The sequence below is a fragment of the Nitrobacter sp. CN101 genome, assembly GCF_055390255.1.
In genome coordinates this window covers 3,330,486-3,355,993 of sequence record NZ_AP038833.1, presented here as the reverse complement: position 1 = coordinate 3,355,993, position 25,508 = coordinate 3,330,486, and the positions used below count along the sequence as shown (strand labels likewise).

Genomic DNA, 25,508 nt, shown 5'->3' with positions numbered 1-25,508 from the left:
CGCTGTGGCGGCGAAGCCCAAAACGCCTCCGCCCGTCGATCTCCTCACCAGGTCGCAGGCCCGGGTTGAGCACAAGCGGCTTTCGCTTGAGATCGAGACGCATAACGAACGTTATTACCAAAAAGACGCGCCGACGATCTCAGACTCCGCCTACGACGCGCTGCGGCAGCGGCTCGAAGCGATCGAGGCCCGCTTTCCGGGCCTCGTCACTGCAAGCTCGCCCACGCAGACCGTCGGAGCTGCCCCCGCGCGCGGCTTCGCGAAGGTGCAGCACGCGGTGCCGATGCTGTCGCTCGGCAATGCCTTCAGCGACGCTGAGGTCGCGGAATTCGTCGAACGCATCCGGCGTTTTCTGAAACTTGCCCCGGACGAATTCCCCGCCATTGTCGCCGAACCGAAGATCGATGGCCTGTCGCTATCATTGCGCTACGAGCGCGGCGAACTGGTGCGCGCGGCGACGCGCGGCGATGGCTTCACGGGTGAGGATGTCACCGCCAATGTCCGTACTATCAAGGATGTGCCGCACACGCTGAAGGCTCTTGCTGTTCCTGCCGCCTGCGAGTTGCGCGGCGAAGTCTATATGCTGAAAGAGGACTTTCTCGCGCTGAATAAGAAACAGCAAGAGGCTGGCGATACCGTGTTTGCCAATCCTCGCAATTCGGCCGCCGGTTCGTTGCGGCAGAAGGATGTCGCGATCACCGCGTCGCGACCGCTGAAATTCTTCGCCTACGCCTGGGGCGAGATGACGGACCGGCCCGCCGGCACCCAATACGGCATGCTGGAGTGGCTCAGGGACGTCGGATTCGTCGTCAATCCGCTGATCGAGTTGTGTCATAGCGTCGAGGAGGTGCTGGCGTTTTATCGCCGCATCGGCGAGCAGCGCGCCACGCTCGGCTACGACATCGACGGCGTCGTCTACAAGATCGACCGGCTCGACTGGCAGGAGCGGCTCGGCTTCGTATCGCGAAGCCCACGTTGGGCGATCGCGCACAAGTTCGCTGCCGAGCAGGCAATCACAATCCTCAAGGGCATCGACATTCAGGTCGGCCGCACCGGCGCGATGACGCCGGTGGCGCGGCTTGAGCCCATCACCGTTGGCGGCGTTGTGGTGCAAAACGCGACGCTGCACAACGAGGATTACATTAGAGGAATCGGAAATGACGGCCAGCCGATCCGCGACGGTGTTGATCTTCGCGTCGGCGACACCGTGGTAGTGCAGCGCGCTGGTGACGTGATTCCGCAGGTGGTCAGTGTTGTCATCGACAAGCGGCCAACGAGCGCCAAGCCGTATGCGTTTCCGCACAAGTGTCCGATCTGCGGCAGTCACGCCGTGCGCGAGGAGGGCGAGGCGGTGCGCCGCTGCACCGGAGCACTGATCTGCCCGGCGCAGGCGGTGGAGCGTCTCAAGCATTTCGTCTCGCGTCTTGCCTTCGACATCGACGGTCTCGGCGAAAAGCAAATTCAGGAATTCTATGACGACGGCCTCATCATGCATCCGGTCGACATCTTCACGCTGCAGAAGCGCGACGCGCGCGCGACAAAGAAGCTGCGTGATCGCGAAGGTTATGGTGAGGTCTCAGTGCGCAACCTGTTCGCTGCGATCGACGCTCGCCGCAAGATCGAACTGAACCGGCTGATCTTCGCGCTTGGCATCCGCCATGTCGGTGAGGGCAACGCCAAGCTGCTGGCGCGGCATTACGGCAGCATCGAGAATTTTCGCAGCACCATGGCGGAGGCCGCTGCGGCGCAGACAGAAGCGGGCAATGATTCCGAAGCCTATGCCGACCTCAACAACATCGGAGGCATCGGCGATATCGTCGCCGACGCGGTGGTCGAGTTCTTCGCTGAGACGCGCAACGTCAAGGCGCTGAACGATCTGCTCGACGAGATCGAGGTGCTGCCGGTCGCGCAGGCCCGTAGCGACTCGGCCGTGGCCGGCAAGACTGTTGTGTTCACGGGTTCGCTGGAAAAATTCACGCGCGACGAGGCTAAGGCATCGGCTGAGAGGATGGGCGCGAAAGTCTCGGGTTCGGTGTCAAAGAAGACCGACATTGTCGTCGCTGGTCCCGGAGCTGGCTCAAAACTCAAGGACGCCGAGAAGTTCGGCGTGAAGGTGATTTCGGAAGACGAGTGGCTGCAACTGATCGAGGGATAAGCGATTCCCCGAGTGGAGCGTTGAGGACGTGACGGCGCTCAAGCTGCTGGCTGGCCGATCGTCACTGTCAGCGTACCGACGCCGTCGCAGCCGCATTCGACGTGGTCGCCCGGCTGAAGGGGGGAGACGCCGGCTGGCGTGCCGGTCATGATGATGTCGCCGGCGTTAAGCGCGACCTGTTGCGAGAGCCGCGCGATGATCTCCGGCACATTCCAGATCATCTGCGCGAGATCTCCGGATTGGGTTTCCCTGCCATTGACCGCGAGCCAGATGTGGCCCTTCGACGGGTGTCCGATCCTGGCGGCGGGTTGCAGCGCGCTACTGGGCGCGGCGTGATCGAACGATTTTGCGATCTCCCAGGGCTGCTTCTTTTCGCGCATAGCGTTTTGCAGGTCGCGCCGGGTGAGGTCGATGCCGACGGCGTAGCCGTAGACGTGATCGAGCGCTGTGTCGGCGGGGATGCGCAAGCCGCCGCTTTTCATCGCGACGATCAGTTCGACTTCGTGATGCAGATTCTGGGTGAGGGGCGGATAGGGGATAACCGCGCCGTCAGCCTCGATCATGTCGGCGTGCTTGGCGAAGAAGAACGGCGGCGCGCGCTCGTCGTGGCCCAACTCGCGGATATGGTCGAGATAGTTGCGGCCGACGCACCAGATGCGGCGGACTGGAAAAAATCTGTCCTCGCCTGCGACCGCAATGACGGGTTGGGGCGGCTGTGGAATCACGAACGACGATACGCTCATGCTGGCTCTCCGCTCTGCCTGCGCTGGCGCGACGAGATCGTCATTGCGGACAATCGCAATGAGCTTACGCCGACGCGCTCAGGGGGGCCAGCGTCAGCGGCGCCGTCTCACGATGCTGCAGGCGGAAGAACGAAGCATAGCGTCCGCCGCTCCGCAGCAGGTCGTCGTGGCGCCCGCGCTCGACGATCTCGCCGTTCTCGACCACAAGAATGGCGTCGGCATGCATGATGGTGTGCAGGCGGTGCGCGATCACGATCGTGGTGCGATTGCGGCACAGATGCTCGATTGCTTCCTGCACCTGCTTTTCGGATTCCGAATCGAGTGCGGCGGTGGCCTCGTCCAGCAGGATGATCGGTGCGTCCTTGATGAGCGCGCGCGCCACGGCGATACGTTGGCGTTGCCCGCCGGAGAGCTGGGTGCCGTGCTCGCCCACAGGGGTATCGTAGCCGAGAGGAAAGCTCATAATGAAGTCGTGAGCGCAGGCGGCTTTCGCTGCCGCGACGATCTCGTCCTCGCTGGCGCCGGGGCGGCCGAACGCGATGTTCTCGCGGATGGTGGCGCGGAATAGGTAAACGTCCTGGCCGACATAGGCAGTCTGCTGGCGCAGCGATGTGCGCGATACGCCGGAGATGACCTGCCCATCGATCAGGATGTCGCCGTCAGTGACTTCATACAGGCGCAGCAGCAGCGCCAGCACGGTGGATTTTCCGCCGCCCGACGGGCCGACCAGTGCTGTCATCTTGCCCGGTTCGGCGACGAAGCTCATGCGCTTGAGCACGGGCTCATCGGCGCGATAGGCGAACGTGACATCACGCAGTTCGACGCGCGCGTCAGTCAATTGCAGAGCGGGCTTGTCGCTATCGTCGGGCTCGCTGGCGGGGCTGTCCACGATTTCAATCAGCTTGCGCGCGCCGATCAGGCTGCTGTTGAGTTCGATGTTGAGACGGGCCAGCCGCTTGGCCGGCTCATAAGCCAAGAGAAACGCTGCGAGGAACGAAAAGAACTGGCCTGGCGTCGCGCCCATGGCGACGACGCGATAGCCGCCATACATCAGCGCGCCCGCGATGGCGAAACCGCCAAGCGTTTCCATCAGCGGGCTGGCGCGGTTCGAAACCCGCGCCATCTTGTTGTTGGTCTGCTCCACCGCGGCGATGCTGGTGTCGATCCGCTCGCGCATGGTCTGTTCGAGCGTGAACGCCTTGACGGTCCGAATGCCTTGCAGCGACTCCTGCATCGTCTCCATAATGTCGGCGGTGCCATGGAACTGGCTGTGCGCCAGTCCCTTGATGCGCTTCACCAGCTTGCGCAGCACGATCATCGCGGGCGGCGCCACTAGCGCGCCAAACAGCGACATATACGGATCCTGCATCACCATCACGGTGACCAGCCCGATCAACGACAGGAGATCGCGACCCACCGCGTTGATCAGCAGGCTGAGCACCTGTGTCACCGAGGTCGCGCCGGCCGTGAGCCGCGCAAGAAATTCCGATGAATGTCGTTGCGAGAAATAGCCGATGCTCTCGCTCATCAGCTTGGCGAACAGGCGGCGCTGATTATTGGCAAGGATCGCGTTGCTGATTTGGGACAGGATCACGGAATGGCCGTAGGTCGCCGCGCCCTTGGCCACGAAGATGACGAGCACCACTGTGGACAGCATGAAGATGCCGCTCACGTTGCGGTCTACGTAAGCCTGATTGATGACTTCACCGAGCAGGTAGGCCGAGGTCGCCGTCGCCGCCGCGGAGACGGCCATCAGCGCAAATGCGGCGAGGTAGCGCCGCCAATAGGCCATGCCCTGTTCCGTGATCAGGCGGCGGATGAGGACGGCTGCGCCATAGGGATCGTCGGTAATTTTCTTCGGAGGTTCGGTCATCGCGTTCCGTTGACGCCGTGAATCGGCGGTTGCCCGCGCGTCAGGGGTATTGCGAAAGCTCCGACTCAATGCCCGCAATAGCGGCCTTTTTCAAGCGAAAACCGGGTTTCGCCCGGTTTGTCAGGCTGATGCCGCGAGCGCCTCCGAGACTTGTCGTCCCGCCAGCTTTTCTTCCCACGCCAGCGCGTGCGCGGCGATGGTCGCGAGGTCGTCGTATTGCGGCGTCCAGTCGAGCGCCGTGCGAATCCGGCTCGTGTCGGCGATCATGGTCATGATATCGCCGGGGCGGCGATCGGAGTAGTGAACCGCGAAGTTGCGACCGCAGACCTGGCGGACCGCTTCGATCGTTTCTAGAACGGAATAGCCGCGTCCATATCCGCAATTCAGCGTGGTCGAGCATCCGCCGTTTTGCAGATAAGTCAGCGCGGCGCGATGGGCTTGCGCCAGATCGCTGACGTGAATGAAGTCGCGAATGCAGCTTCCGTCCGGCGTCGGATAGTCGGTGCCGAACACGTCGATCTTGGCGCGCTGTCCGGTCGCGGCTTCGACTGCGACTTTCAGCAGGTGCGTGGCGCCCGCGGTCGAGAGGCCGATACGCGCCTGTGGGTCTGCGCCCGCGACATTGAAGTAGCGCAGCACCACGTAGTTCATGCCATGTGCGGTTGCGACATCGTGCAGCATGATCTCCGTCATCAGCTTCGACGACCCGTAAGGAGAGAGCGGCCGGGTCGGCGCCTCTTCCGGGACCGGCATCCGGTCGGGATTGCCGTAGACTGCGGCGGTCGACGAAAAGATGAAGCGGTTGACCCCGCATCTGACGGCGGCGTTCAGAAGGCTGCGAGTCGTCATCGTATTGTTACGATAGTAGGCGAGCGGATCGCGCATCGACTCGGGCACCACCACGGAACCCGCAAAGTGAATGATGCTTTCGACGCCGTTCTGGGCGATGACGTTCTCGACGAGATTTTCGTCTCCAGCGTCGCCGATGAACAGCGGTACGCCTTCGGGCAGCGCCGACGAGAATCCGGTGGACAGGTTGTCGATCACGACGACGTTCTCGCCGGCCTCAGCCAGCGCGAGCACCATATGACTGCCGATGTAGCCGGCTCCACCGGTGACAAGCACGGTCATATCTGCTCCTTTTGTGCCAAGCTTTGCGGCGAGTTCGACCGCGGTCGCCGAAGTCTCCCACAAAAGAATGGAATTGCCGTATAGCATGATTGTGAACGACCAGATTTCGTCCGTCTGATCTCGGGATTCGACATTATGGTTGCCAAACTGTAACGGGAACCGGTCTTTCTTTGAGCAACTGCGGCCGTCGATGACCGACATTCTCATCATCAAGACATCCTCGCTCGGCGACGTCGTGCATCAGATGCCAGCGATTGTCGACGCGACCCGTGCATGTCCGCAGTTGCGGCTGACGTGGCTGGTCGAGGAATCGTTCGCGCCGTTAGTGCGGCTGCACCCGTCGGTCGCCGACATCATTCTTGTCGCGACGCGGCGCTGGCGTTCGCAACTTGGTGCTGGCGTCACATGGCGCGAGATCGCCAAGTTCCGGGCGAGGCTTCGCGAGCGATCGTTCGACAAGGTGATCGATACTCAGGGCCTGATCCGCTCGGCGATCATGGCGCGCGTCGCGCGCGGCGAGCGCCACGGTTATGACGGTCGCAGCATCCGCGAACCCTTAGCCGCGCGATTCTACGACGTCAGGCACACGGTAGGGCGCGATCTCCACGCCGTGACGCGCAACCGGATTCTGACCGGTCTCTCGCTCGGATATCCGCCGTCCCACGACGTTGATTACGGTCTGCTCCCGTTCATGCGGACGGGTGGTCAGCCCTATGCAGTCTTGCTTCACGGTACCTCCCGGCTCTCGAAAACCTGGCGTGCGGAGGACTGGATCGAAACCGGCCGCTGGCTGAGTGCGAACGGATTGCAGACCGTGCTGCCGTGGGGCACCGAGGCCGAACGCCTGTTATCCGAACGGCTGTCGGGAGACATCGCGGGCAGTCGTGTCCAGCCGCGCCAGACTCTCGATCTGACCGCGCAGATGATCGGCAATGCGGCGTTGGTGATCGGCGTCGATACCGGCCTGATGCATCTTGCGGCAGCGTATCGCGTTCCGCTCGTCGGCATTTATGTCAGCACCGATCCCGGTCTGACCGGGCCTGTCGGCAGCGGCCGCATGGCGGTTCTAGGCGGCAAGAACGGTCCGCCTTCCGCGGGGCAGGTGATCGATGCCGCGGAGCGATTGCTTGCTTAGGTACGTGGCGTGATTGCACCGGATATCTCTGCAAGCACCCGCACGACGAATGCGTCGAGGTCGCCGCCGCTAAACAGGAAGCCCGGAATGCCCGCACCGGCAGCAGCTTCGATATCGCTCTCGCGGTCGCCGATGGCAAAGCTGCCGTGCTGCCGCACCGGCCAATGCTGCATCAGGTCGAGGATCATGCCGGGCTTCGGTTTGCGCCAGGGATGATCTTCCAGATATCCGGCGACGCTGCCGTCGGGGTAATGCGGGCAATACCTGAAGTCGTCGATCCGCGCGCCCTGCGACGCTAGATGGGACTGCATCCACTGGTGCAGACTACGAACATCATCCTCGCTGAAGAAGCCGCGCGCGACACCGGATTGATTGGTGAAAATGAAAACGAAATAGCCGGCTTCGTTTAGCCGCTGGATCGCCCTGGCGACGCCGGGCATCCAACGAATGCGATCGCGCGTACCCATATAGCTGTCGTCATGATTGATGACGCCATCACGGTCCAGGAAGGCGGCGGGTTTGCCGGCCTGAGCGATCTCCGCTCCGCTCACTTGCGGCCCGCTCCGTCCACCAGGGCGCGCTCCACGTTATCGCAGATCGCGTGAGCCGCGGTCATGTGGATCTGCTGGATCACCGGGGTGTCGTCGCTCGGCGCAACGAGAAGGCGGTCGCAGATCTCGTGCAGGCTTTGCCCTTTGAGGCCGGTAAAACCGACGGTGACAAGTCCGAGCCGTCGCGCGGCTGATAGGGCAGCGAGGATGTTTGGGGACCGTCCCGAGGTGGACAGCGCCAGCAACACGTCGCCAGGTCGGCCCAGACTCTCGATCTGCCGGGCGAAAATCTGCTCGAAGCCGTAGTCGTTGGAGATAGCGGTAAGAGCGGACGTATCGGTGGTCAAGGCAATGGCGGCGTAGCCGGGCCGTTCTTTCCTGTAACGCCCGACGATTTCCGAGGCGATGTGTTGGGCGTCGGCGGCGCTTCCGCCGTTTCCGATCAGAAGCACTTTATTTCCGGAGCGGAGCGCGTCAATGATCGTGACAGCAATGTCGTCTACGACTGCGAGCAACGCCGTGTCATTGGCTGCGCGCTGGAGGGCCGTTAGCGATTGCTGAAAATGGGTTGCGATCGGGTTCTGGCTCAAGACGCACCTTTGTTACCGTGATGGCCAGAGCATTTTCGCTTCTGATTGAATCAGAAGCGAAGCTCTAGATTGTTGTTCTAACGCGTTTTCTTCACGCGAACCGGCATCCACTTCGCTCGAAAACGCTATAGCAGTGGTAATGAGCGCGTCATACTCACGCAAGCATGGCGTGCCGCGTCAACGTGCGTCGTGCGCGCCCGCCTCCGCAAGCACCCGTTCCGCGATTGCGATTACCTCTGCTGCGGGGATATCGCGCATGCAACGATGATCATTCCTGGTGCAGACCGGACGATGGCATGGTTGGCACGGGAGAGGCGTTTTCGTCTGAATCGTCGCGGCGAGCCCGTTCAAGGGCGCCCAGTGATAGGGGCTGGTCGGCCCGAAAATTCCCAGTGTCGGCGTTCCGATCGCAGCGGCGACGTGCAGCAGACCGGAGTCGTTCGATATTGCAATGGTGGCCCCCGCCATCGCCAGAATGCCGTTTCGCAGGTCGTGACCCGTCAGATCCCGGACTCGCGGGCCTCCGGTTGCCGCGATTTCGGTCGCCATTGCTTTTTCATTGGGGCCGCCGATCACCCAAAGGTCGATTCCGCGCTCGGCCAGCATTCGGGCGGCCTCGGCGTAGGAGGTCCAGCGCTTACTGGAGCCGACCGCCCCGGGTGCCAGCGCCACCGCCGGTCCCGCGCCCAATCCCTGCGCCTGCCGCCAGCGGGTGACGTCTTCGGTGGATATCCGAAGCTGCGGTGCCGGCCATTCAGGCGGCCGTGCCGCCCCGGCGGGAACTGCCAAGGACGCCTTCCTGTCGATCATACGGGGCAGGGCTCTTTCACCCCAACGCCAGCGGTTGAGCAGCCCGAAACGCGCTTCGCCGACAAAACCCACCCGTTCCGGGATGCCGGCCAGCGCGGGCGCGATTGCCGATTTCCAGGTGCGGGGCATGACGAAGGCCGTTCCATACCCGCGCGCGCGCAATTGCCGGGCGAGACCCCACTGTTGCGTCGGTGCCAGCCGGCTGCGGGGTAGGTCCCAGACCACGCCAGCGCGCACTCCGGGCATATAGTCGACCAGCGGCGCGCAGAGTGTTGTCACCAGCATATCCACCGGTCGATTCGGCCAGCGCTGTTTGAGCACCCGCACCACCGTGTGGCCACGCACGAAGTCGCCGATCCACATGTAGGGAACGATCAGAATGGGCCGGGTATCGTCCGGGTCGGCCATTTCCGGCCCATATGGTGAATCTGTTTTCATATCTTGATCGATGCGCGATCCAGGTTCGATGTTCGGTCCTCGGTATCCGCTCCGACCCGTGAGGTAAAGTTATCTCGCGCGCTGTTTTTCACGGCCCGATCGTCACACGGCAGGCCCACCTAAGTTGCCTCGCGGGCTGGAGTGGGGCAAACCAGTGGGTGAATTTGACATTCGCCACACACTTTGCCGCAAACCCGGCAAGGGACTGCCAAATTCAAAACTCCACTGGAAAACCTTATGGTTGCTAGTGGTCTCTTGATTCTAACATTTGCAAAGAACGCCTGCCGCGCCGGGATGCAAATGTTAGAACTACCATTAAGAGTCGCAGATCCATGACGGGGACATCATGCTGCTGGTGACCGGGGGCGCCGGTTTTATCGGATCGAATTTCGTTGCCGCGTTGAACGACGCCGGGCGCAGCGATGTGGCGGTGTGCGATGTGCTGGGACATGACGGCAAATGGCGCAACCTCGCCAAGCGGCAGCTTGCGGATATCGTTCCACCCGAGGAATTGATGCGTTGGCTGGACGGCCGTCGTCTGGACGCCGTCTTTCACCTCGGCGCGATCTCCGAAACCACAGCGACCGATGGCGATCTCGTCATCGAGACCAACTTCCGGCTGTCGCTCCGATTGCTCGACTGGTGCACGTCGACCATGACGCCTTTCATCTATGCCTCGTCGGCGTCAACCTACGGCGATGGCGCGCAGGGCTTTCGCGATGATCAATCGTTGTCCGCGCTGCGAGCGCTCCGGCCGATGAATCTCTACGGCTGGAGCAAACACCTGTTCGACATGGCCGTTGTGGACCGCGCCGCCAAAGGTGGTGCTCTGCCGCCGCAATGGGCTGGTCTGAAGTTCTTCAACGTGTTCGGACCAAATGAATATCACAAAGGCTCCATGATGAGCGTGCTGGCGCGCCGCTTCAGCGATGTGAAAGGCTGCCGCCCGGTGCAGTTGTTCAAGTCGCACCGTGAAGGCATCGCCGATGGCGATCAGCGCCGCGACTTCATTTACGTCGACGACGTCGTTCGTGTGATGATGTGGTTGTTTGCGACGCCTTCGGTCAACGGTCTTTTGAATGTGGGAACTGGCGAGGCGCGCAGCTTTCGCGATCTGATGATGGCGGCCTATGCCTCGCTTGGCACGAAGCCGAATATCGAATACGTCGATATGCCTGAACAGATTCGCGGTGCTTACCAGTATTTTACGCAAGCGGATATCGAGCGCTTGCAAGGCGCTGGTTACAACGGAGGCTTCACGCCTTTGGAGGAAGCCGTCGATGCCTATGTCAAAGGCTATCTCGATCGCGACGATCACTTTCGCTGACGCGCTGGAGCATGACCCGAAAAGTGGAAACCGGTTTTCGGATAAGATCATGCTCGACCGAAGGATGGGCTTGGGTCCGGTTGATGCGATTGCATCAGACCCCAGTAGCAGGTGAAGGGTTTTGATGATCGATTTTGACGACTTGTCGAATGCCTTTTCCGGCCAGACGGTCCTATGTGTCGGCGATCTCATGCTCGACGAGTTCGTGTACGGCGAAATTTCGCGGATTTCGCCGGAGGCGCCAGCCCCGGTCATCGCGGTTCAGCGGAGCGAAACCAACGTCGGCGGGGCCGGCAATGTGGCGCGCAATATCGCAGCGCTCGGTGCGCGCTGCATCTTCGTTGGATTGGCGGGTGAGGATGACGCAGGCGAGAGGCTCCGGGCCACGCTTTCGCGGGAACGCCTGATCGAACCATTGTTGATTTCGGATCCGGCGCGACCGACGACGCGCAAGGTCCGCTTTGTTTCGGAGCATTTTTCGACCCACATGCTGCGAGCCGATTGGGAAATGGCCGTCCCGGCGTCTGGGGCAGTGGAGCAGACCTTGATCGATGCCATTTTGCCGCAACTGCCACGCGCCGACATCGTATTGTTGTCCGACTATGCCAAGGGAGTGTTGACAGCGCGGGTAATTCGCGACGTCATCGATGCCGCACGCCGGCTTGGCAAGCGCGTGATCGTCGATCCGAAGAGCGCGAATTTCAACATCTATCGCGGCGCGACGTTGCTCACGCCGAACCGCAAGGAGTTTGCGGATGCGACTCGCACCCGCGCCGACGATCAGCCGAGCATCGCGGCAGCGGCTCGCGAAATGATGCGGCTCGTCGATGGCGAGGCCGTGCTGGTGACGCAAAGCGAACACGGCATGACGCTGGTGCCGCGTGAGGGTGAGGTCATCCATGTTCCCGCGCACACCGTCAAGGTTCGCGACGTGACGGGCGCCGGCGATACCGTCGTCGCCACGCTCGCGGTTTCGCTTGCCGCGGGCGCAGATTGGGAAACCGCGCTGCGGACAGCGAGCGCCGCTGCAGCCGTTGCTGTTGGCAAAAGCGGGACCGCGATTGTCACACTCGCGGAACTGCGCCGCAATATTCTGCCGCCGGCCTCTCTGGCCGCCGAAGAGAAAATCGCGCAATCGACGATCAACCTTGACCAACACCTGACGGCGTGGCGTGAGCAAGATCTGCGAATTGGCTTCACCAATGGCTGCTTCGATATTCTGCATCCCGGTCACGTCAAGGTGTTGACCGGAGCGCGCGCTGCGTGCGACCGGCTGATCGTAGGATTAAACAGCGATGCGTCCGTGATGCGGCTGAAAGGCGAGGGCCGTCCGATCCAGAATGAGCGGGCGCGCGCAGAAGTTCTGGCTGCGCTCGAGGCTGTCGATCTCGTTGTGATTTTCGAAGAGGACACGCCAATGAACCTGATCGAGCGAATCCAGCCGAATGTGCTCGTCAAAGGCGGAGATTATTCTCTAGAGCAAGTCGTCGGTCAGGAGCTAGTTACTGCACGAGGCGGGGAAGTGGTGCTGATCGATACTCTGAAAGGATTCAGCACGACGTCGCTGGTGAAGCGCGCAGGGGGCCAGGCATGAGAACAGCCTGGTTCGACCGGTGCGTTTCCGCATCCTAGAGCCGTTCCGCTTTGGCGGAATCAAAAGCGAAATGCTCTAGGATTTCGATCTGACGCGTTTTCTTCACGCGAATCGGTATCCACTTCGCTCGAAAACACTATAATGCTATCTGGACGACACATGAACTTCCGCCAAAAATTCACGTTCCGAAACGCTTTGATCTCGCTGCATGATCTGATCACGGTCGTGGCAGCTCTGTTTGTGAGCTGCTATTTCCGTTTTGAGGTTCCTGATTTTGCCGCTCGCCTGCCGCTGCTCATCAAGGCGCTTCCTTACTTTCTGGGCATCTCTGCGGTTGTCTTTTATGTCTTCCATCTGACCACGGCAAAATGGCGTTTCTTTTCACTTCTGGACGCCCTCAATATCGTCAAAGCATCCTCGCTTCTGGCGCTTGTCATTCTGGTTTGCGACTATGTCGCCATCGCTCCGGAGTTTTACGGTGCGTTCTTTCTCGGGAAGAAAACGATCATACTCTACTGGCTGTTACAGATATTTCTGCTGGCGGCCACGCGCTTTACCTATCGATATTTCCGCTACAGGCGAACACTGATTCACGCAAAAGCCAACGATGCGGCCCCGGCGATCGTCGTCGGTCGTGCTGCGGATGCTGAAATTCTTTTCCGCTCGGTCGAGAGCGGAGCGGTCAAGCAAGTGCGTCCTGTCGGCCTGCTGTCGCCGTCGCCGGCCGATATCGGCCAGACGATACGCGGCGTTTCAGTCCTGGGCGGAGTGGACGAACTCGAGGACGTGATAGCGGACATCGCAGAGCGGCAGGGGCCGATCAAGCGTATTATCATGACGCCTTCAGCTTTCGAGCCCGATGCCCAGCCGGAAGTGGTGCTCGCCCACGGCCGCAAACTAGGCATCAAGGTAAGCCGGCTGCCCTCGCTAGGGGAGGGAGGGGAGATTCCGCGCCTGACGCCGGTCGCCGTTGAAGATCTTCTGCTTCGTCCAAGCCGTACCATCGACTATGAGCGGCTCGAAGGGCTGATCAAGAACAAGTCGATTGTCGTGACCGGCGGCGGTGGATCGATCGGGTCCGAAATCTGCAAACGTGCTGTAACGTTCGGTGCGAGCCGTCTGCTGATCGTCGAAAATTCCGAACCCGCGCTGTACGCGATCGTGGAAGCACTGGGCGACAGCAGTCGGACCGCTGTGGTGGAAGGCCGCATTGCCGACATTCGCGATCGCGAGCGGCTGATGCGCTTGATGAACGAATTCAAGCCCGACATCGTGTTTCATGCGGCTGCGCTCAAGCATGTTCCCATTCTCGAGCGGGACTGGGGCGAGGGCGTCAAGACCAACATTTTCGGTTCAGTCAACGTCGCCGATGCCGCGCTGGCATCGGGTGCCGAATCCATGGTGATGATCTCCACCGACAAGGCGATAGAGCCGGTGTCGATGCTCGGGCTGACCAAACGTTTTGCCGAGATGTATTGTCAGGCGCTGGATCGCGAGCTGGCGGCACGTGCGGCCGGCAAAGTTCCGATGCGGCTGATTTCAGTCCGTTTCGGCAACGTGCTGGCGTCGAACGGATCGGTGGTGCCGAAGTTCAAGGCGCAGATCGAAGCCGGCGGTCCGGTGACAGTCACGCATCCGGACATGGTTCGCTACTTCATGACGATCCGCGAAGCCTGCGATCTCGTTATTACAGCGGCCAGCCATGCGGCGATGCCGGAACGACATGATGTATCGGTGTATGTCCTGAACATGGGCCAGCCGGTGAAGATCGTCGATCTTGCCGAACGGATGATCAGCCTGTACGGCTTGCAGCCTCACCGCGACATCGAGATTGTTTTTACCGGGGCGCGGCCGGGCGAAAGATTGAACGAAATTCTGTTTGCGAATGAGGAGCCGACGATCGAGATCGGCTTGCCGGGGATCTTGGCGGCAAAACCGAACGAGCCGCCGATGGACACGGTTCGCGAGTGGGTCGCGGTTCTAAAGGAAGCCGTCGCGAGCGAGAACAAGCTGGCGATCCGATCGATCCTGAAAGATGCCGTGCCGGAGTTCGGCGCGCATGCCGCGCAAACCTCGCCTCTCGCACCCGATATGTCGCGATGAACCGCTGCGTTATTCGGCACTCTCGATTGAGGGCGATCCTTTCTGACTTCTTTCGCCGCTGAAAATCCAGACGAGTCCCCCGAGCGCGCCTACGACCAAAAACACCGCGCCGTACAGCAGCGAGACATTGACGCCTTCGCTAGTCGCCAGTCCGGCATATCCGAAAGTCAGGGCCATGGACGCTTCGCGCACGCCCCAGCCGGCGATCGAGATCGGCAGCATCGTAATCAGCATAACCGGTGGAACAAGCAAGAAAATCTCGCTGAAAAGGATTGGCGCGGCGATTGCCTTCACAACGCACCATGCAATCACCACGGCGAGGATATGGATGAGCAGCGACAGAAACGCAATCTTCGACCAGCGCTCTCGATTGAAGATGGCACGGTTCGTGATGATCGAGCAGGCACGAAGATGGTGCACGGCCCGGATACGTCCGAGCCAGTGCCAATGCAATCTACCGAGAAGCAGGAAACCACCGGCGGCTGCGAGCGCGACAAGATCGACGAACAGCAATGCGAGCCGGCCTTGGGGATCGCCGATCAGACGGTAACTCCACGGCAGACTCGCTGCGATCAGCAGGGCAAGCGCAATCAGGCCAATCGCGCGGTCGACGAAGATCGAATAGGCCGCTGCTCGCCAACCGGCCGGACCTCGTCCGACCAGCCAGAGCCGCATGGCGTCGCCGCCGATAGATGAAGGCAGGGTCTGGTTGAAAAACGAGCCGATCATGCAGTAGCGCACCGCCTGTGCGACCGAGAGGCTGGCGCCGCAGTCGGCGCTGATTTCACGCCACCGCATGGCGCTGGCGAACACCTGCAATAGCGTTACGGCAATGCCGAGCGCGATCCAGCCGGCGCTGGTGAAACCAAGGCGCGAGAGGAGGTCAGAGATATCGACCTTGCGGAGCGCTAGGTAAAGCAGGGCAGCCGAAATCAGTATTTTTGCCGTTGAAAGCAGAATTTGGCGCATTGCGCTTGTCTGTGCCGAGGTTAAGTTGGCCATCGGGCTCTTCGGGACAAAGTGGACGTCTTGTCTTGGTATGGTTTTGGATTGCCTCTGGCAATAGTCGTGCACAGCGGAGTATTGCGGTCCTGCGATGCCATGGATAACGAGGCAGGGCTACCCCGTGGGCCGCGGCTCACAGTTCCTGAGGAGTGAAATTGTCGGATTATCCGATATTGGTTACCGGCGCGGCGGGTTTCATCGGATTTCACGTCGTCGGCCGACTCCTGAAGCAGGGGCATCGGGTTGTCGGCATTGACAGTCTCAACGATTATTATGATCCTGCACTCAAGGATGGCCGGCTCGAAATCTTGCGCAAGGATTCACACTTTCGTTTTGTCAAAGCCGACCTGGCCAATCGTGAGGCGACGGCCGCATTGTTCGCTGAACACCGCCTTTCGGTCGTGCTCCATCTCGCAGCCCAGGCGGGCGTTCGCTATTCATTGCAAAATCCCCATGCGTACGTCGATTCCAACCTCACGGCTTTTGCGAATGTCCTAGAAGGATGTCGGCACGGCTCCTGTCCTCACTTGCTGTTTGCTTCATCGTCCTCTGTTTACGGTGCAAACACAAAGCTTCCTTTTTCCGTTCATGATAATGTCGATCACCCCGTCAGCCTCTATGCGGCGACGAAGAAGTCCAACGAACTCATGGCGCACGCCTATAGCCACCTCTATCGGATTCCGACGACGGGCTTGCGTTTCTTCACGGTCTATGGCCCGTGGTATCGACCGGACATGGCGCTCTACAAGTTCGCCGACGCGATCGTCGGAGGACAGCCGGTCAAGCTGTTCAATCATGGCAACATGCAGCGGGATTTTACCTACGTCGATGACGTGGTGGAAGCCGTTGTCCGCCTGATCGATCATGCTCCACAGGCTAATGCGAGTTGGTCGGGCGATGCTCCCGATGCAGGGACCAGTTCGGCTCCATGGCGAATCTATAATATCGGCAACAACAAACCGGCAGAGTTGATGAGCGTCGTCACCCTTCTGGAGAAAGCTCTCGGACGATCCGTGCCAAAGGAGCTGCTGCCGATGCAACCCGGCGACGTACAGGCAACTTTTGCTGACATCGATGATCTTGCCCGTGACGTCGGTTTCCGTCCCTCGACTTCACTGGAAGATGGTATTCATCGTTTTGCAGCCTGGTATTGTCGTTATCATCGGGTCAATTAGTGCGGCCGTCGGGGTTTGCGTGATCCGATTGAGTGCCTTTCATCGTACGGTTTTCCTCGTTCCTTTGATCCGGGTTCGCATCAAGATGGCTGCCAGCGTCTGATCCAACTGCGTTGAAACAGACTCTGGCCTTAACTTTTTGATTGACATGATCTTATCCGAAAACCGGTTTCCACTTTCGGGATCATGCTCTAAGGGTCTGCGAACGTCGGAATTGGGATGGACAAATCAGCATACGGAGATGGTCCTGTGAGTGAGCGTATCGTCCCGCTCATCATGTGCGGCGGTGCGGGAACCCGGCTGTGGCCGGCCTCGCGAGAGGGGCGTCCGAAGCAGTTTCTGCCGTTGTTCGGGCCGCGTTCGACGTTTCAGGATACGCTGCGACGGGTGTCCGATCCCTTGCTGTTCGAGCGGCCGATCGTGGTCACCAACGCCGCCTACCGTTTCATGGTGCTTGAACAACTCGCTGAGATGGGGCTTGAAGCGGACATTCTGCTGGAGCCGGCACGGCGCGATTCGGGGCCGGCGATCGCTGCGGGGGCGATCTTCGCGCAGATGCGTCACAGTGAAGCTGTCGTGCTCGCGCTCGCCGCAGATCACGTTGTCCGCGACACCGAAGCGTTTGTCTCCGCCTGCCGCCAGGGATTAGCTGCCGCCAATGGTGGCCGCATCGTGACTTTCGGCGTTCGGCCACAGCGGCCGGCGACCGAATACGGTTATATCAACCCTGGCGCGGCGATTGCGGGCGCGGTGCGAGTGGTAACGACGTTTGTCGAAAAGCCCGATCCGCAAACCGCCGCCAGTTACCTTGAGGCGGGGTATCTCTGGAACAGCGGCAACTTCATGTTCCGCGCAGCGGTTCTTTTGGATGAATATCGCAATGTCGATCCGGACAGCGTCGCCGCGGTGACCGATGCGGTATCCCATGCTGGCCGGGATCTTGGTTTTGTCATGCTCGATCCGGAGGCATTTTCGAGGGCGCAAGCAATTTCGATCGATTACGCCGTAATGGAAAAGACCGCTCATGCGGCCGTGGTGCCGGTTGATTGCGGCTGGTCAGACGTCGGATCGTGGCATGCGGTTTGGGAGTTGTCGGACAAGGACGGTCAGGGCAATGCGGCGCAGGGGATCGCCGTGTTCGAAGATTCCCGCAACTGCAATGTCGCGACCGATAAAGCACTGGTCGCGCTGGAAGGTGTCGACGATCTCGTTGTGGTAGCGACGCAGGACGCCGTGCTGGTGTCGCGTCAGAAGGACGCCAGCGGGCTGAAACGTCTGGTGGCGAAGTTGAAGGGCCTTGCGCCGCAGGTCACGGAAGAACATCTGCGGGTCCATAGGCCCTGGGGTGCTTACCAGTCGATCGACAGGGGCGAGCGGCATCAGGTCAAGCGCATCACCGTGAAGGCCGGCGACCGGCTGTCGCTGCAAAAACATCACCATCGCTCGGAGCACTGGATCGTGGTGCGCGGCACGGCGAGGGTGACGGTCGATGACGTTGTCAAGATCGTGCACGAGAACGAATCGATCTATATCCCGATTGGAGCCGTCCACCGGCTGGAGAACCCGGGCAAGATTCCCCTCGAACTGATCGAAGTGCAGACCGGCAGCTATCTTGGCGACGACGATATCGTTCGGATCGAGGATGATTATCGGCGAAACTGAGCTACGGCTCGGGCGCCGAATCGGCTAATCTGTGGACACACTGTGGATACACTGTTGCCCTATCCAAAGGTGTTGTTCTTCGTTCGGCCGGCCACAATGTTATGTAATTCTTTGAATCAAAACGTGTTGGGATTGTTATTCCTCTAATCGCCTCTTTCGTTATGGCGTGCTAGGGAGAACGCGCGGTCGGGTTCGGGGGTGCCTAGGCTGTCGCTTTTTTTGGGGTACCTGATGAGTTCTAAGCCATCTGCACTGAAGCCATCTGCACTGAAGCCATCTGCACTGAAGCCATCTGCACTGAAGCCGCCTGCATTGAAAAATGCAGCGTCGGAGCGCTTGCTGCGCGTCGGTGTGATCGGCGCGGGCGTCATGGGCAGCAATCATGGCCGTGTACTGGCCGGTCTTCCGGGCGTTAGGCTCGTCGGCATCGTTGATCCCTTGCCCGGGCACCGTGCCCGTGCGGCCGAGATGACCGGGTGCCGAACCTTCGGGACATTCGATGAGCTACTCGCCGCTGGCGTCGACGCGGTGACTATCGCTGCGCCGACACATCTTCATTGTGAACTCGCGCTGGCTTGTATCGCACGCGGCGTTCATGTTCTGGTCGAGAAGCCGATAGCCTCGACGGTCGAGGAGGGATTTAAGATCGTCGCAGCAGCGCACCGTGCTGGTTTGACTCTGATGGTCGGCCATGTCGAGCGCTTCAACCCGGCGGTCGCCGCCATCAAGCAGGCGATTAGGGGCGAGGATATTCTCTCGATCGCGATCACGCGTGTCGGGCCATTTCCGCCGCGCATGTCGAATGTTGGTGTTGTGATCGACCTCGCCGTGCATGACATCGACCTGATCCGCTGGTTTACAGAATCCGAAATCGTCGACGTCCAGCCCCAACTCTCCTGTGCGGTTGCCGAGCGGGAAGATATCGCACTGCTTCAGTTCCGGACCGCATCCGGCGTGCTCGCGCACATCAATACGAACTGGCTGACGCCGTTCAAGGCTCGCAACGTTACGGTCGCAACCCGCGGCAAGTACGTGATGGGTGATCTGCTGACTCGCCAGGTCACGGAATGTTTCGGTTTCCAGCCGGACGGCAGTTACTCCATGCGGCACCTTCCGGTAGGCCACGATGAACCCCTGCGCGCTGAACTGATCGCGTTTGTCGATGCGGTGCGTTCGGGCAAAGCTCCGGCCGTGGGTGGCGCCGAAGGCGTCGCCAGTCTCGCGATCGCGATCAAGTGCCTGCAAGACCAGTCTCCCGTCGCTCCGCCGGTGCAGACAGCGCGCCGCGCTGCCGGCTGATAGCCTGGAGCACAGAATGCAGCAGCATATGCCTTCACAGGCGATTTCATTCATCGACGTCGCCGAACAGCGCCGTCGCCTGGGTAAACGTATCGATGACGCGATAGCTCGTGTCCTGACGCATTGCCAGTTCATCAACGGTCCCGAGGTCGCACGTCTGGAGGCCGATCTTGCGGCTTTCAGCGGCGCGAAGCATGTGGTGGCCTGCGCGAGTGGCACCGATGCGCTGTTGATGGTGCTGCTGGCGAAGAAAGTCGGCCCTGGCGATGCGGTGATCTGCCCGACATTTACATTCTGTGCGACCGGCGAGGTCGTGGCGCTGCTCGGCGCGACGCCCGTGTTTGTCGATGTTGACGAGACAACCTTCAATATCGACATCGCTTCGCTCAAGAACGGCATCGCCGTCGCGAAAAGGCAGGGTCTCAAGCCCCGGGCTATCATCCCCGTCGACCTGTTTGGTCAGCCCGCCGATCATGATGCGATTGCGGCGGTTGCTGCGGCCGAGAATCTGTTCGTTTTGGACGACGCCGCGCAAAGTTTTGGCGCGACCTACAAGGGCCGGCGGTTGGGTACGTTCGGCCTTGCGACCGCGACCAGTTTCTTCCCCGCCAAGCCGCTCGGCTGCTATGGCGACGGCGGAGCGATCTTCACCGATGATGCCGAACTGGCGGAAACGTTGCGCAGCGTGCGTGTGCATGGTCAGGGATCTGACAAGTACGACAACGTGAGGCTGGGTCTCACGGGCCGCATCGATACTGTGCAGGCGGCGGTCTTGATCGAAAAGCTCAAGATATTCCCTGACGAGATTGCGGCGCGGGATGCAGTTGCCAGGCGCTACAATGAAGGGCTCGGGCAGGTTGCGATCGTGCCGCGCGTCGCACCGGATTGCACCTCGGTATGGGCGCAGTACACCATCCGGCTGCCGAATGGGGGCCGTGAGGCGCTGGCATCGACGCTAAAGGCGCAAGGCATTCCGACCGTGGTCTACTATCCGAAGTCGCTGCATCAGCAGACCGCCTACCGAAGTTTCCCGGTCGCCGCCGGCGGCCTTGCCGTCAGCGAAAAGCTGTCGACCGAGGTCATCAGCCTGCCGATGCATCCCTATCTGGATGAATCGACCCAGGACAGGATCATCGAGGCTGTGCGCGCCGCGCTTGCGAACTGATTTCGCCGTTTTGCGCCGCAAGGCGGTCCTGTAGAAACGCCGGATGCTTGGACGTATTTTTACCGTCGGCGGATATACGCTGCTCTCGCGGCTGACGGGGTTTGCGCGCGACATCATGCTCGCGGCAATCCTTGGCGCCGGGCCTGTCGCGGATGCTTTCTTCGTGGCGCTGCGATTGCCGAATCATTTTCGGGCGATTTTTGCCGAAGGCGCTTTCAACGCTGCGTTTGTGCCAGCTTACGCGCATGTCTCTGCCAGCGGTCCTGCTGCCGCAAAATTGTTCGCCAGCCGCATCTTCACCCTGTTGTTGCTGTCGCAGGTGATTTTGCTGGTGATCGCATGGCTGTTCATGCCGCAGGTCATCGCATTGCTGGCACCCGGCTTCGCTGATGACCCGATACGCGGCGAGCTCGCCATTTCGCTGACCCGGATCACCTTTCCTTACCTTCTTCTGATCACGCTGGTGACGCTGTACGGCGGAATGCTGAACGTCGTCCACCGCTTTGCCAGCGCGGCCGCGGCGCCGATCTTCCTCAATTTGTCAATGATGTTGGCGTTGGCGCTCGCGGCCTTTTTTCCGAGCGCTGGACACGCGGCGGCCTGGGGCGTGTTACTCTCGGGTTTCCTGCAATATTTTTTGTTGGCGGCCGACGCCGCGTGTCACGGCCTGATGCCGCGGCTGACACGTCCAACGCTCGACGCCGACGTGCGTGGTTTCTTTCGCGCGCTTGGACCTGCAACCGTGGGCTCCATGGGAACGCAACTGGCGATGTTTGCCGATACTATCATCGCCACCTTTCTCCCGGTCGGCGCGCTGTCGGCGCTGTATTACGCCGATCGGCTTAATCAATTGCCGATCGGGGTGATCGGTATCGCCATCGGCACTGTGCTGCTGCCGGAAATGTCGCGGCGGATCACGGGCGGTGATCTTGCAGGTGCAATGGCATCGCAGCGCCGGGCGTTCGATTTCACGTTGCTGTTTTCCGTGCCGTTCGTGGCCGCCTTTCTGACCGTCCCCGATGTGGTCATGCGGGCGATGTTCGCGCGCGGCGCTTTTTCCGCGGCGGATGCGGCGGCGGCCGGCGCGACGCTTGCCGCCTACGCGGTGGGCCTCATCCCCTTTGTTCTGATCCGCAGCGCGGTCGCCACGTTCTACGCGCGCAAGAATACCGCGACTCCGGTGAAAGCCTCGCTCACCGGGCTCGGAGTCAATCTCGTGCTCAAGGTGGCATTGATGGGCTCGCTGGCGCAGGTCGGTCTGGCGCTCGCCACCGCGGTCGGGGCCTGGATCAATCTTCTGCTCGTGATCGGATTTGCGATGCGGGCAGGATACTTCGAGGTCGATCGGGTATTGCGAGTCTCGCTCGTCAAATTTCTGATCGCGGGCGCGGTGCTCGCAGCGGCGCTGTGGTTCACCGCGCGCTTCGCCTCTGGACAGTTTGCGGATTGGAGCGCGATGCGCGACGAAGCGGTGCTCGGATTGCTGATGATCGTCGGAGCCTTCGTTTATACCGGCGCGATTTTGTTGCTGTTCGGTCCGCGCTGGTTGAGGTCTTTGGTGCGGGTCTAGTCTCCGATTCCGACAGTTGCTCGAGCATTGCGCTCGGTAGTGTTCCGCTGCAGTATCTTGGTAATCGGGGAACATAGCTGGAGATCCCATGGCTCCCGTAAAGTTCGGCATAGGCCAAAGCGTTCGGCGCCAGGAAGATGATGCCCTTATTCGCGGCAAGGGGCGCTATACCGACGATCACACGCCTTCCGATGCGCTGCACGCGCTGATGCTGCGCTCACCGCATGCTCATGCAACATACAGGATCGATGCCTCGCGCGCTCGCGGCTTGGCGGGGGTGGCCCTGATTCTCACCGCAGCCGATGTCGGCGATCTCGGGGGCTTGCCCTGCCAGTTCAGTTTGCCTGACCAACCCTTCACCGCGCCGCCGTATCCCATTCTGCCGAAGGACGAGGTGCGGCATGTCGGTGATGCCATCGCTTTCGTTGTCGCCGATACGGTCGAGCACGCACGCGACGCGCTCGAGGCGATCGAGGTCGGATGGACGCCGCTTGCTTCGGTTGTTGGCGTCGCCAATGCCGTGAAAGACGGTGCGCCTCAGGTCTGGCCGGATAACGCCGGCAACGTTCTGTTCGACGTTTCGCTCGGCGACAAGAAGGCGGCCGATGCCGCCTTCGCCGGGGCGCATGCCGTTGCCGAGATTTCAATCGTCAATCCGCGCGTCGTCACCAACTTTATGGAGACGCGCGCCGCAGTCTGCGAATATGACGCGGGACGCGATCACTTGACACTGACGGTCGGCAGTCAGGGCAGCCATCGCCTACGTGAGATCCTTTGCCGGTCCGTGCTGAAGATACCGATGGAAAAGATGCGCGTGATCTGTCCCGATGTCGGCGGCGGATTCGGCACCAAGCTGTTTCCTTATCGCGAATACGCATTGATCGCGGTCGCCTCGAAAAAACTTCACAGAACAATCAAATGGACGGCAGAGAGGTCGGACCATTTCGTTGGCGACTCGCAGGGGCGCGACAACGTCACGACCGCGCGCATGGCGCTGGCCCACGACGGCAGGTTCCTCGGCATGGACGTCGATCTGATGGGAGATATGGGAGCTTATCTCTCGACCTTCGGTCCGGACATTCCCTATAGCGGAGCCGGGATGCTGCCGGGCCTCTATGATATCCAGGCGTTTCATTGCCGCGTCCGCGCGGTGTTCACCAACACCGTGCCGGTCGATGCCTATCGAGGCGCGGGCCGGCCCGAGGCAGCCTATGTTGTGGAGCGGTTGGTCGATGCCGCCGCGCGCAAGATCGGAATGACGCCGGACGCGATCCGGCGCAAGAACTTCATTTCACCGCAAGCGATGCCGTACCGGACAGCCACGGGCAAGATCTATGACTCCGGCGATTTCGCGATGCACATGAAGCGCGCGATCGAGATCGCGAAATGGCAGGAATTTCCCAAGCGGGCGGAAGCTGCGAAAAAGCGGGGTTTTGTTCGTGGTATCGGTTTGGCCACCTATGTCGAGGTCTGCGGCACCATGGGACGCGAGCGGGCGGACGTACGGCTTGATGCCAATGGTGACGTCACCGTGTTGATCGGTACGCAATCAACCGGGCAGGGCCACGCCACCGCCTATGCGCAGATCATTGCCGATCAGTTTGGGATACCTCCCGAACGGGTTCACCTGATGCAGGGCGACACCGATGTGGTCGCTACCGGTCTCGGCACCGGAGGGTCGAGTTCGATTCCGTCCGGCGGCGTCAGCGTCGAGCGGGCGACCCGCAAGCTCGGCGCGCAGCTCCGCGAGATCGCCTCCGAGGCGCTCGAAACCAGCGCGACCGACCTCGAGATCAGCGACGGTTCGATCCGTATCGCTGGTACGGACCGCTCCGTCTCCTTGGCCGATCTTGCAAAGCGCGCCGACCCATCGAAGCTTACGGCCGACGAGAGTTTCAGCAGCGCCGACGGCACTTACCCGAACGGTACCCATCTCGTCGAAGTCGAGATCGATCCGGCGACCGGAAAGATCGAACTTGTGAATTACGTGGTCGTCGACGACTTCGGCGTGACGTTGAATCCGCTGCTGCTTGCGGGGCAGGTCCATGGCGGCACCATGCAGGGCATCGGCCAGGCGCTGATGGAGCATGCGGTCTATAGTGAGGACGGACAGCTCGTCACCGGGACGTTGATGGATTACGCGCTGCCGCGCGCCGCCGACGGCGTCTCGATCACCTTCGAGACCCACAATGTTCCCTGCGCCACCAATCCTCTCGGGATCAAGGGAGCGGGTGAAGCAGGCGCCATCGGCTCCTGCCCAGCGGTGGTCAATGCCATCATCGATGGCCTGTGGCGGGAGTACGGGATCGACCACATCGACATGCCAACGACGCCCGAGCGAGTTTGGACGGCGATCCGGAACGCTCAGCGGGGCCGGTGAAGACGGTCGAGTCGGAATCCTACTTGGTGACCTGACCCCGGATTTCGCCGCCAGGATGGGCTGCGGTGTGGACGTTGACATAGTACTTGCCGGCAAGGAGATCGGCGGCTTGCGCGTCGGTCAGCGTGGTGCTGCCGTCGGCCGGGCTGGACGTCGCATCGGAGATCGGAACTGCAATGCCCGCATTCTCGCCGGCGGCTGCCGGGCCATGGAAATGGGCGGCCGTCACCGGACCGGTGAGACCCGAATAGGTCAGTTTCCATGTCAGTTTTTTGGACGCGGGATCGTAATTCGCATCGACCGTTCCGGTGCCCTTGCTGGTATTGGCGGGCACTTCGGATGCGCCGTTCAGGGTTGCTTTCAGTTTTTCAGCGGAGGCTTGACCCGCGAACGTGATAGCAGCGGCGAGGGTGAGGGCGGCGAGAGAAATCCCGGCGGTTTTCATCGTTTTCTCCTCATCGTGTTCAGAGTTGGTGCAAATTCAAACGAGGCTTACCGCAGTTTGTTCCCGATACCGGCAGCAGCTACTTCGATCCGAACGCCTTGAAAGTAATAATGGTGTGGGTGTCCTGAATGCCGGGAATGACCTGTACCTTTTCGTTGATGAAGTGACCGATATCGGTGTCGTTATCGACATAGAACTTCGCCAGCAGGTCGTAGTCGCCGGCGGTGGAATAAATCTCGGAGGCGATCTCGGCTTCGGCGAGAGTGTTGGCGACGGCATAGGATTGGCCGAGCTTGCACTTGAATTGGACGAAGAAGGGGACCATCGCGTATCTCCGGAAGGACGAAGCTCCAATAT

Annotated in this window: 20 protein-coding genes; 11 read left to right on the top strand and 9 right to left on the bottom strand. The window is 60.9% G+C overall.

Annotated elements, in window-relative coordinates; translation table 11 throughout:
• Window positions 1–4 precede the first annotated feature (4 nt).
• The gene (gene ligA / locus ACZ5IL_RS16840; RefSeq protein WP_464593274.1) at window positions 5–2,155 is read left to right on the top strand and encodes an NAD-dependent DNA ligase LigA; all 2,151 of its coding nucleotides are present in this window, start codon (window positions 5–7) and stop codon (window positions 2,153–2,155) included.
• Between the two features lie 38 nt (window positions 2,156–2,193).
• Here the strand turns inward: ligA and ACZ5IL_RS16835 are convergent, their stop codons facing one another.
• The 3 genes from ACZ5IL_RS16835 to galE all read right to left on the bottom strand — a co-directional run bounded on the left by ACZ5IL_RS16835 (window position 2,194) and on the right by galE (window position 5,902).
• On the bottom strand, window positions 2,194–2,898 hold the full coding sequence (locus ACZ5IL_RS16835) for a fumarylacetoacetate hydrolase family protein (RefSeq protein ID WP_464593272.1): 705 nt from the start codon (window positions 2,896–2,898) through the stop codon (window positions 2,194–2,196).
• A 64-nt stretch (window positions 2,899–2,962) separates the two neighbouring features.
• Complete coding sequence (locus ACZ5IL_RS16830; RefSeq protein WP_464593270.1) at window positions 2,963–4,771, bottom strand: ABC transporter ATP-binding protein; 1,809 nt, start codon at window positions 4,769–4,771, stop codon at window positions 2,963–2,965.
• A 120-nt stretch (window positions 4,772–4,891) separates the two neighbouring features.
• Window positions 4,892–5,902 carry a UDP-glucose 4-epimerase GalE gene (galE, locus tag ACZ5IL_RS16825; protein WP_464596925.1) on the bottom strand — a complete coding sequence of 337 codons (1,011 nt, stop codon included), beginning with the start codon at window positions 5,900–5,902 and terminating at the stop codon, window positions 4,892–4,894.
• 190 nt (window positions 5,903–6,092) lie between these two features.
• On the opposite strand from galE, the gene waaC reads away from it, so the two are divergent.
• Complete coding sequence (waaC, locus tag ACZ5IL_RS16820; RefSeq protein ID WP_464593268.1) at window positions 6,093–7,037, top strand: lipopolysaccharide heptosyltransferase I; 945 nt, start codon at window positions 6,093–6,095, stop codon at window positions 7,035–7,037.
• Here waaC and ACZ5IL_RS16815 read toward each other — a convergent pair.
• The 3 genes from ACZ5IL_RS16815 to waaF form a co-directional block, all read right to left on the bottom strand.
• A complete protein-coding gene (locus tag ACZ5IL_RS16815) occupies window positions 7,034–7,588 on the bottom strand; it encodes a D-glycero-alpha-D-manno-heptose-1,7-bisphosphate 7-phosphatase (protein ID WP_464593266.1) in 555 nt (184 codons plus the stop codon). The two genes, waaC and ACZ5IL_RS16815, sit on opposite strands and share 4 nt — an antisense overlap.
• Window positions 7,585–8,178 (bottom strand): D-sedoheptulose 7-phosphate isomerase, encoded by a 594-nt coding sequence (locus ACZ5IL_RS16810; RefSeq protein WP_464593264.1) that lies wholly within the window; start codon window positions 8,176–8,178, stop codon window positions 7,585–7,587. The genes ACZ5IL_RS16815 and ACZ5IL_RS16810 overlap by 4 nt, the downstream gene beginning before the upstream one ends.
• Window positions 8,179–8,355: 177 nt before the next feature.
• Window positions 8,356–9,426, bottom strand: coding sequence for a lipopolysaccharide heptosyltransferase II (waaF, locus tag ACZ5IL_RS16805; RefSeq protein ID WP_464593262.1), 1,071 nt, complete (start codon window positions 9,424–9,426; stop codon window positions 8,356–8,358).
• 346 nt (window positions 9,427–9,772) lie between these two features.
• Between waaF and rfaD the strand changes: the two genes are divergently transcribed.
• From rfaD to ACZ5IL_RS16790, 3 genes are all read left to right on the top strand, one after another.
• Window positions 9,773–10,753, top strand: a complete 981-nt coding sequence (rfaD, locus tag ACZ5IL_RS16800) for an ADP-glyceromanno-heptose 6-epimerase (protein ID WP_464593260.1) — start codon at window positions 9,773–9,775, stop codon at window positions 10,751–10,753.
• A gap of 124 nt (window positions 10,754–10,877) precedes the next feature.
• Entirely contained in the window at window positions 10,878–12,347 is a 1,470-nt protein-coding gene (rfaE1, locus tag ACZ5IL_RS16795) for a D-glycero-beta-D-manno-heptose-7-phosphate kinase (protein WP_464593258.1), read from the top strand.
• Window positions 12,348–12,506: 159 nt separating this feature from the next.
• Window positions 12,507–14,450: an SDR family NAD(P)-dependent oxidoreductase gene (locus ACZ5IL_RS16790; RefSeq protein ID WP_464593256.1), complete on the top strand. Its 1,944-nt coding sequence runs from the start codon at window positions 12,507–12,509 to the stop codon at window positions 14,448–14,450.
• A 9-nt stretch (window positions 14,451–14,459) separates the two neighbouring features.
• Here the strand turns inward: ACZ5IL_RS16790 and ACZ5IL_RS16785 are convergent, their stop codons facing one another.
• Complete coding sequence (locus tag ACZ5IL_RS16785; RefSeq protein WP_464593254.1) at window positions 14,460–15,419, bottom strand: lysylphosphatidylglycerol synthase transmembrane domain-containing protein; 960 nt, start codon at window positions 15,417–15,419, stop codon at window positions 14,460–14,462.
• Window positions 15,420–15,610: 191 nt separating this feature from the next.
• On the opposite strand from ACZ5IL_RS16785, the gene ACZ5IL_RS16780 reads away from it, so the two are divergent.
• The 6 genes from ACZ5IL_RS16780 (at window position 15,611) to ACZ5IL_RS16755 (ending at window position 24,706) form a co-directional block, all read left to right on the top strand.
• A complete protein-coding gene (locus tag ACZ5IL_RS16780; RefSeq protein ID WP_464593252.1) occupies window positions 15,611–16,630 on the top strand; it encodes an NAD-dependent epimerase in 1,020 nt (339 codons plus the stop codon).
• A gap of 219 nt (window positions 16,631–16,849) precedes the next feature.
• The gene (locus tag ACZ5IL_RS16775) at window positions 16,850–18,292 is read left to right on the top strand and encodes a mannose-1-phosphate guanylyltransferase/mannose-6-phosphate isomerase (protein ID WP_464593250.1); all 1,443 of its coding nucleotides are present in this window, start codon (window positions 16,850–16,852) and stop codon (window positions 18,290–18,292) included.
• Window positions 18,293–18,523: 231 nt separating this feature from the next.
• Window positions 18,524–19,591, top strand: coding sequence for a Gfo/Idh/MocA family oxidoreductase (locus ACZ5IL_RS16770; RefSeq protein WP_464593248.1), 1,068 nt, complete (start codon window positions 18,524–18,526; stop codon window positions 19,589–19,591).
• A 16-nt stretch (window positions 19,592–19,607) separates the two neighbouring features.
• Window positions 19,608–20,756, top strand: coding sequence for a DegT/DnrJ/EryC1/StrS family aminotransferase (locus ACZ5IL_RS16765; RefSeq protein ID WP_464593246.1), 1,149 nt, complete (start codon window positions 19,608–19,610; stop codon window positions 20,754–20,756).
• 43 nt (window positions 20,757–20,799) lie between these two features.
• A complete protein-coding gene (gene murJ, locus ACZ5IL_RS16760) occupies window positions 20,800–22,326 on the top strand; it encodes a murein biosynthesis integral membrane protein MurJ (RefSeq protein WP_464593244.1) in 1,527 nt (508 codons plus the stop codon).
• Window positions 22,327–22,414: 88 nt separating this feature from the next.
• On the top strand, window positions 22,415–24,706 hold the full coding sequence (locus ACZ5IL_RS16755; protein ID WP_464593242.1) for a xanthine dehydrogenase family protein molybdopterin-binding subunit: 2,292 nt from the start codon (window positions 22,415–22,417) through the stop codon (window positions 24,704–24,706).
• 19 nt (window positions 24,707–24,725) lie between these two features.
• On the opposite strand, the gene ACZ5IL_RS16750 is transcribed toward ACZ5IL_RS16755, so the two are convergent.
• Complete coding sequence (locus tag ACZ5IL_RS16750) at window positions 24,726–25,151, bottom strand: CHRD domain-containing protein (RefSeq protein WP_464593240.1); 426 nt, start codon at window positions 25,149–25,151, stop codon at window positions 24,726–24,728.
• Window positions 25,152–25,230: 79 nt separating this feature from the next.
• Window positions 25,231–25,476: an Lrp/AsnC ligand binding domain-containing protein gene (locus ACZ5IL_RS16745; RefSeq protein ID WP_464593238.1), complete on the bottom strand. Its 246-nt coding sequence runs from the start codon at window positions 25,474–25,476 to the stop codon at window positions 25,231–25,233.
• Window positions 25,477–25,508 lie beyond the last annotated feature (32 nt).

What these genes read in the sequence shown, in the direction of transcription:
- ACZ5IL_RS16835 (WP_464593272.1), bottom strand. Translation starts at nt 2,898, where the DNA reads ATGAGCGTATCGTCGTTCGTGATTCCACAGCCGCCCCAACCCGTCATT.
- ACZ5IL_RS16830 (WP_464593270.1), bottom strand. Translation starts at nt 4,771, where the DNA reads ATGACCGAACCTCCGAAGAAAATTACCGACGATCCCTATGGCGCAGCC.
- galE (WP_464596925.1), bottom strand. Translation starts at nt 5,902, where the DNA reads ATGACCGTGCTTGTCACCGGTGGAGCCGGCTACATCGGCAGTCATATG.
- waaC (WP_464593268.1), top strand. Translation starts at nt 6,093, where the DNA reads ATGACCGACATTCTCATCATCAAGACATCCTCGCTCGGCGACGTCGTG.
- waaF (WP_464593262.1), bottom strand. Translation starts at nt 9,426, where the DNA reads ATGAAAACAGATTCACCATATGGGCCGGAAATGGCCGACCCGGACGAT.
- rfaD (WP_464593260.1), top strand. Translation starts at nt 9,773, where the DNA reads ATGCTGCTGGTGACCGGGGGCGCCGGTTTTATCGGATCGAATTTCGTT.
- rfaE1 (WP_464593258.1), top strand. Translation starts at nt 10,878, where the DNA reads ATGATCGATTTTGACGACTTGTCGAATGCCTTTTCCGGCCAGACGGTC.
- ACZ5IL_RS16790 (WP_464593256.1), top strand. Translation starts at nt 12,507, where the DNA reads ATGAACTTCCGCCAAAAATTCACGTTCCGAAACGCTTTGATCTCGCTG.
- ACZ5IL_RS16785 (WP_464593254.1), bottom strand. Translation starts at nt 15,419, where the DNA reads ATGCGCCAAATTCTGCTTTCAACGGCAAAAATACTGATTTCGGCTGCC.
- ACZ5IL_RS16775 (WP_464593250.1), top strand. Translation starts at nt 16,850, where the DNA reads ATGGACAAATCAGCATACGGAGATGGTCCTGTGAGTGAGCGTATCGTC.
- ACZ5IL_RS16770 (WP_464593248.1), top strand. Translation starts at nt 18,524, where the DNA reads ATGAGTTCTAAGCCATCTGCACTGAAGCCATCTGCACTGAAGCCATCT.
- ACZ5IL_RS16765 (WP_464593246.1), top strand. Translation starts at nt 19,608, where the DNA reads ATGCAGCAGCATATGCCTTCACAGGCGATTTCATTCATCGACGTCGCC.
- murJ (WP_464593244.1), top strand. Translation starts at nt 20,800, where the DNA reads ATGCTTGGACGTATTTTTACCGTCGGCGGATATACGCTGCTCTCGCGG.
- ACZ5IL_RS16755 (WP_464593242.1), top strand. Translation starts at nt 22,415, where the DNA reads ATGGCTCCCGTAAAGTTCGGCATAGGCCAAAGCGTTCGGCGCCAGGAA.
- ACZ5IL_RS16750 (WP_464593240.1), bottom strand. Translation starts at nt 25,151, where the DNA reads ATGAAAACCGCCGGGATTTCTCTCGCCGCCCTCACCCTCGCCGCTGCT.
- ACZ5IL_RS16745 (WP_464593238.1), bottom strand. Translation starts at nt 25,476, where the DNA reads ATGGTCCCCTTCTTCGTCCAATTCAAGTGCAAGCTCGGCCAATCCTAT.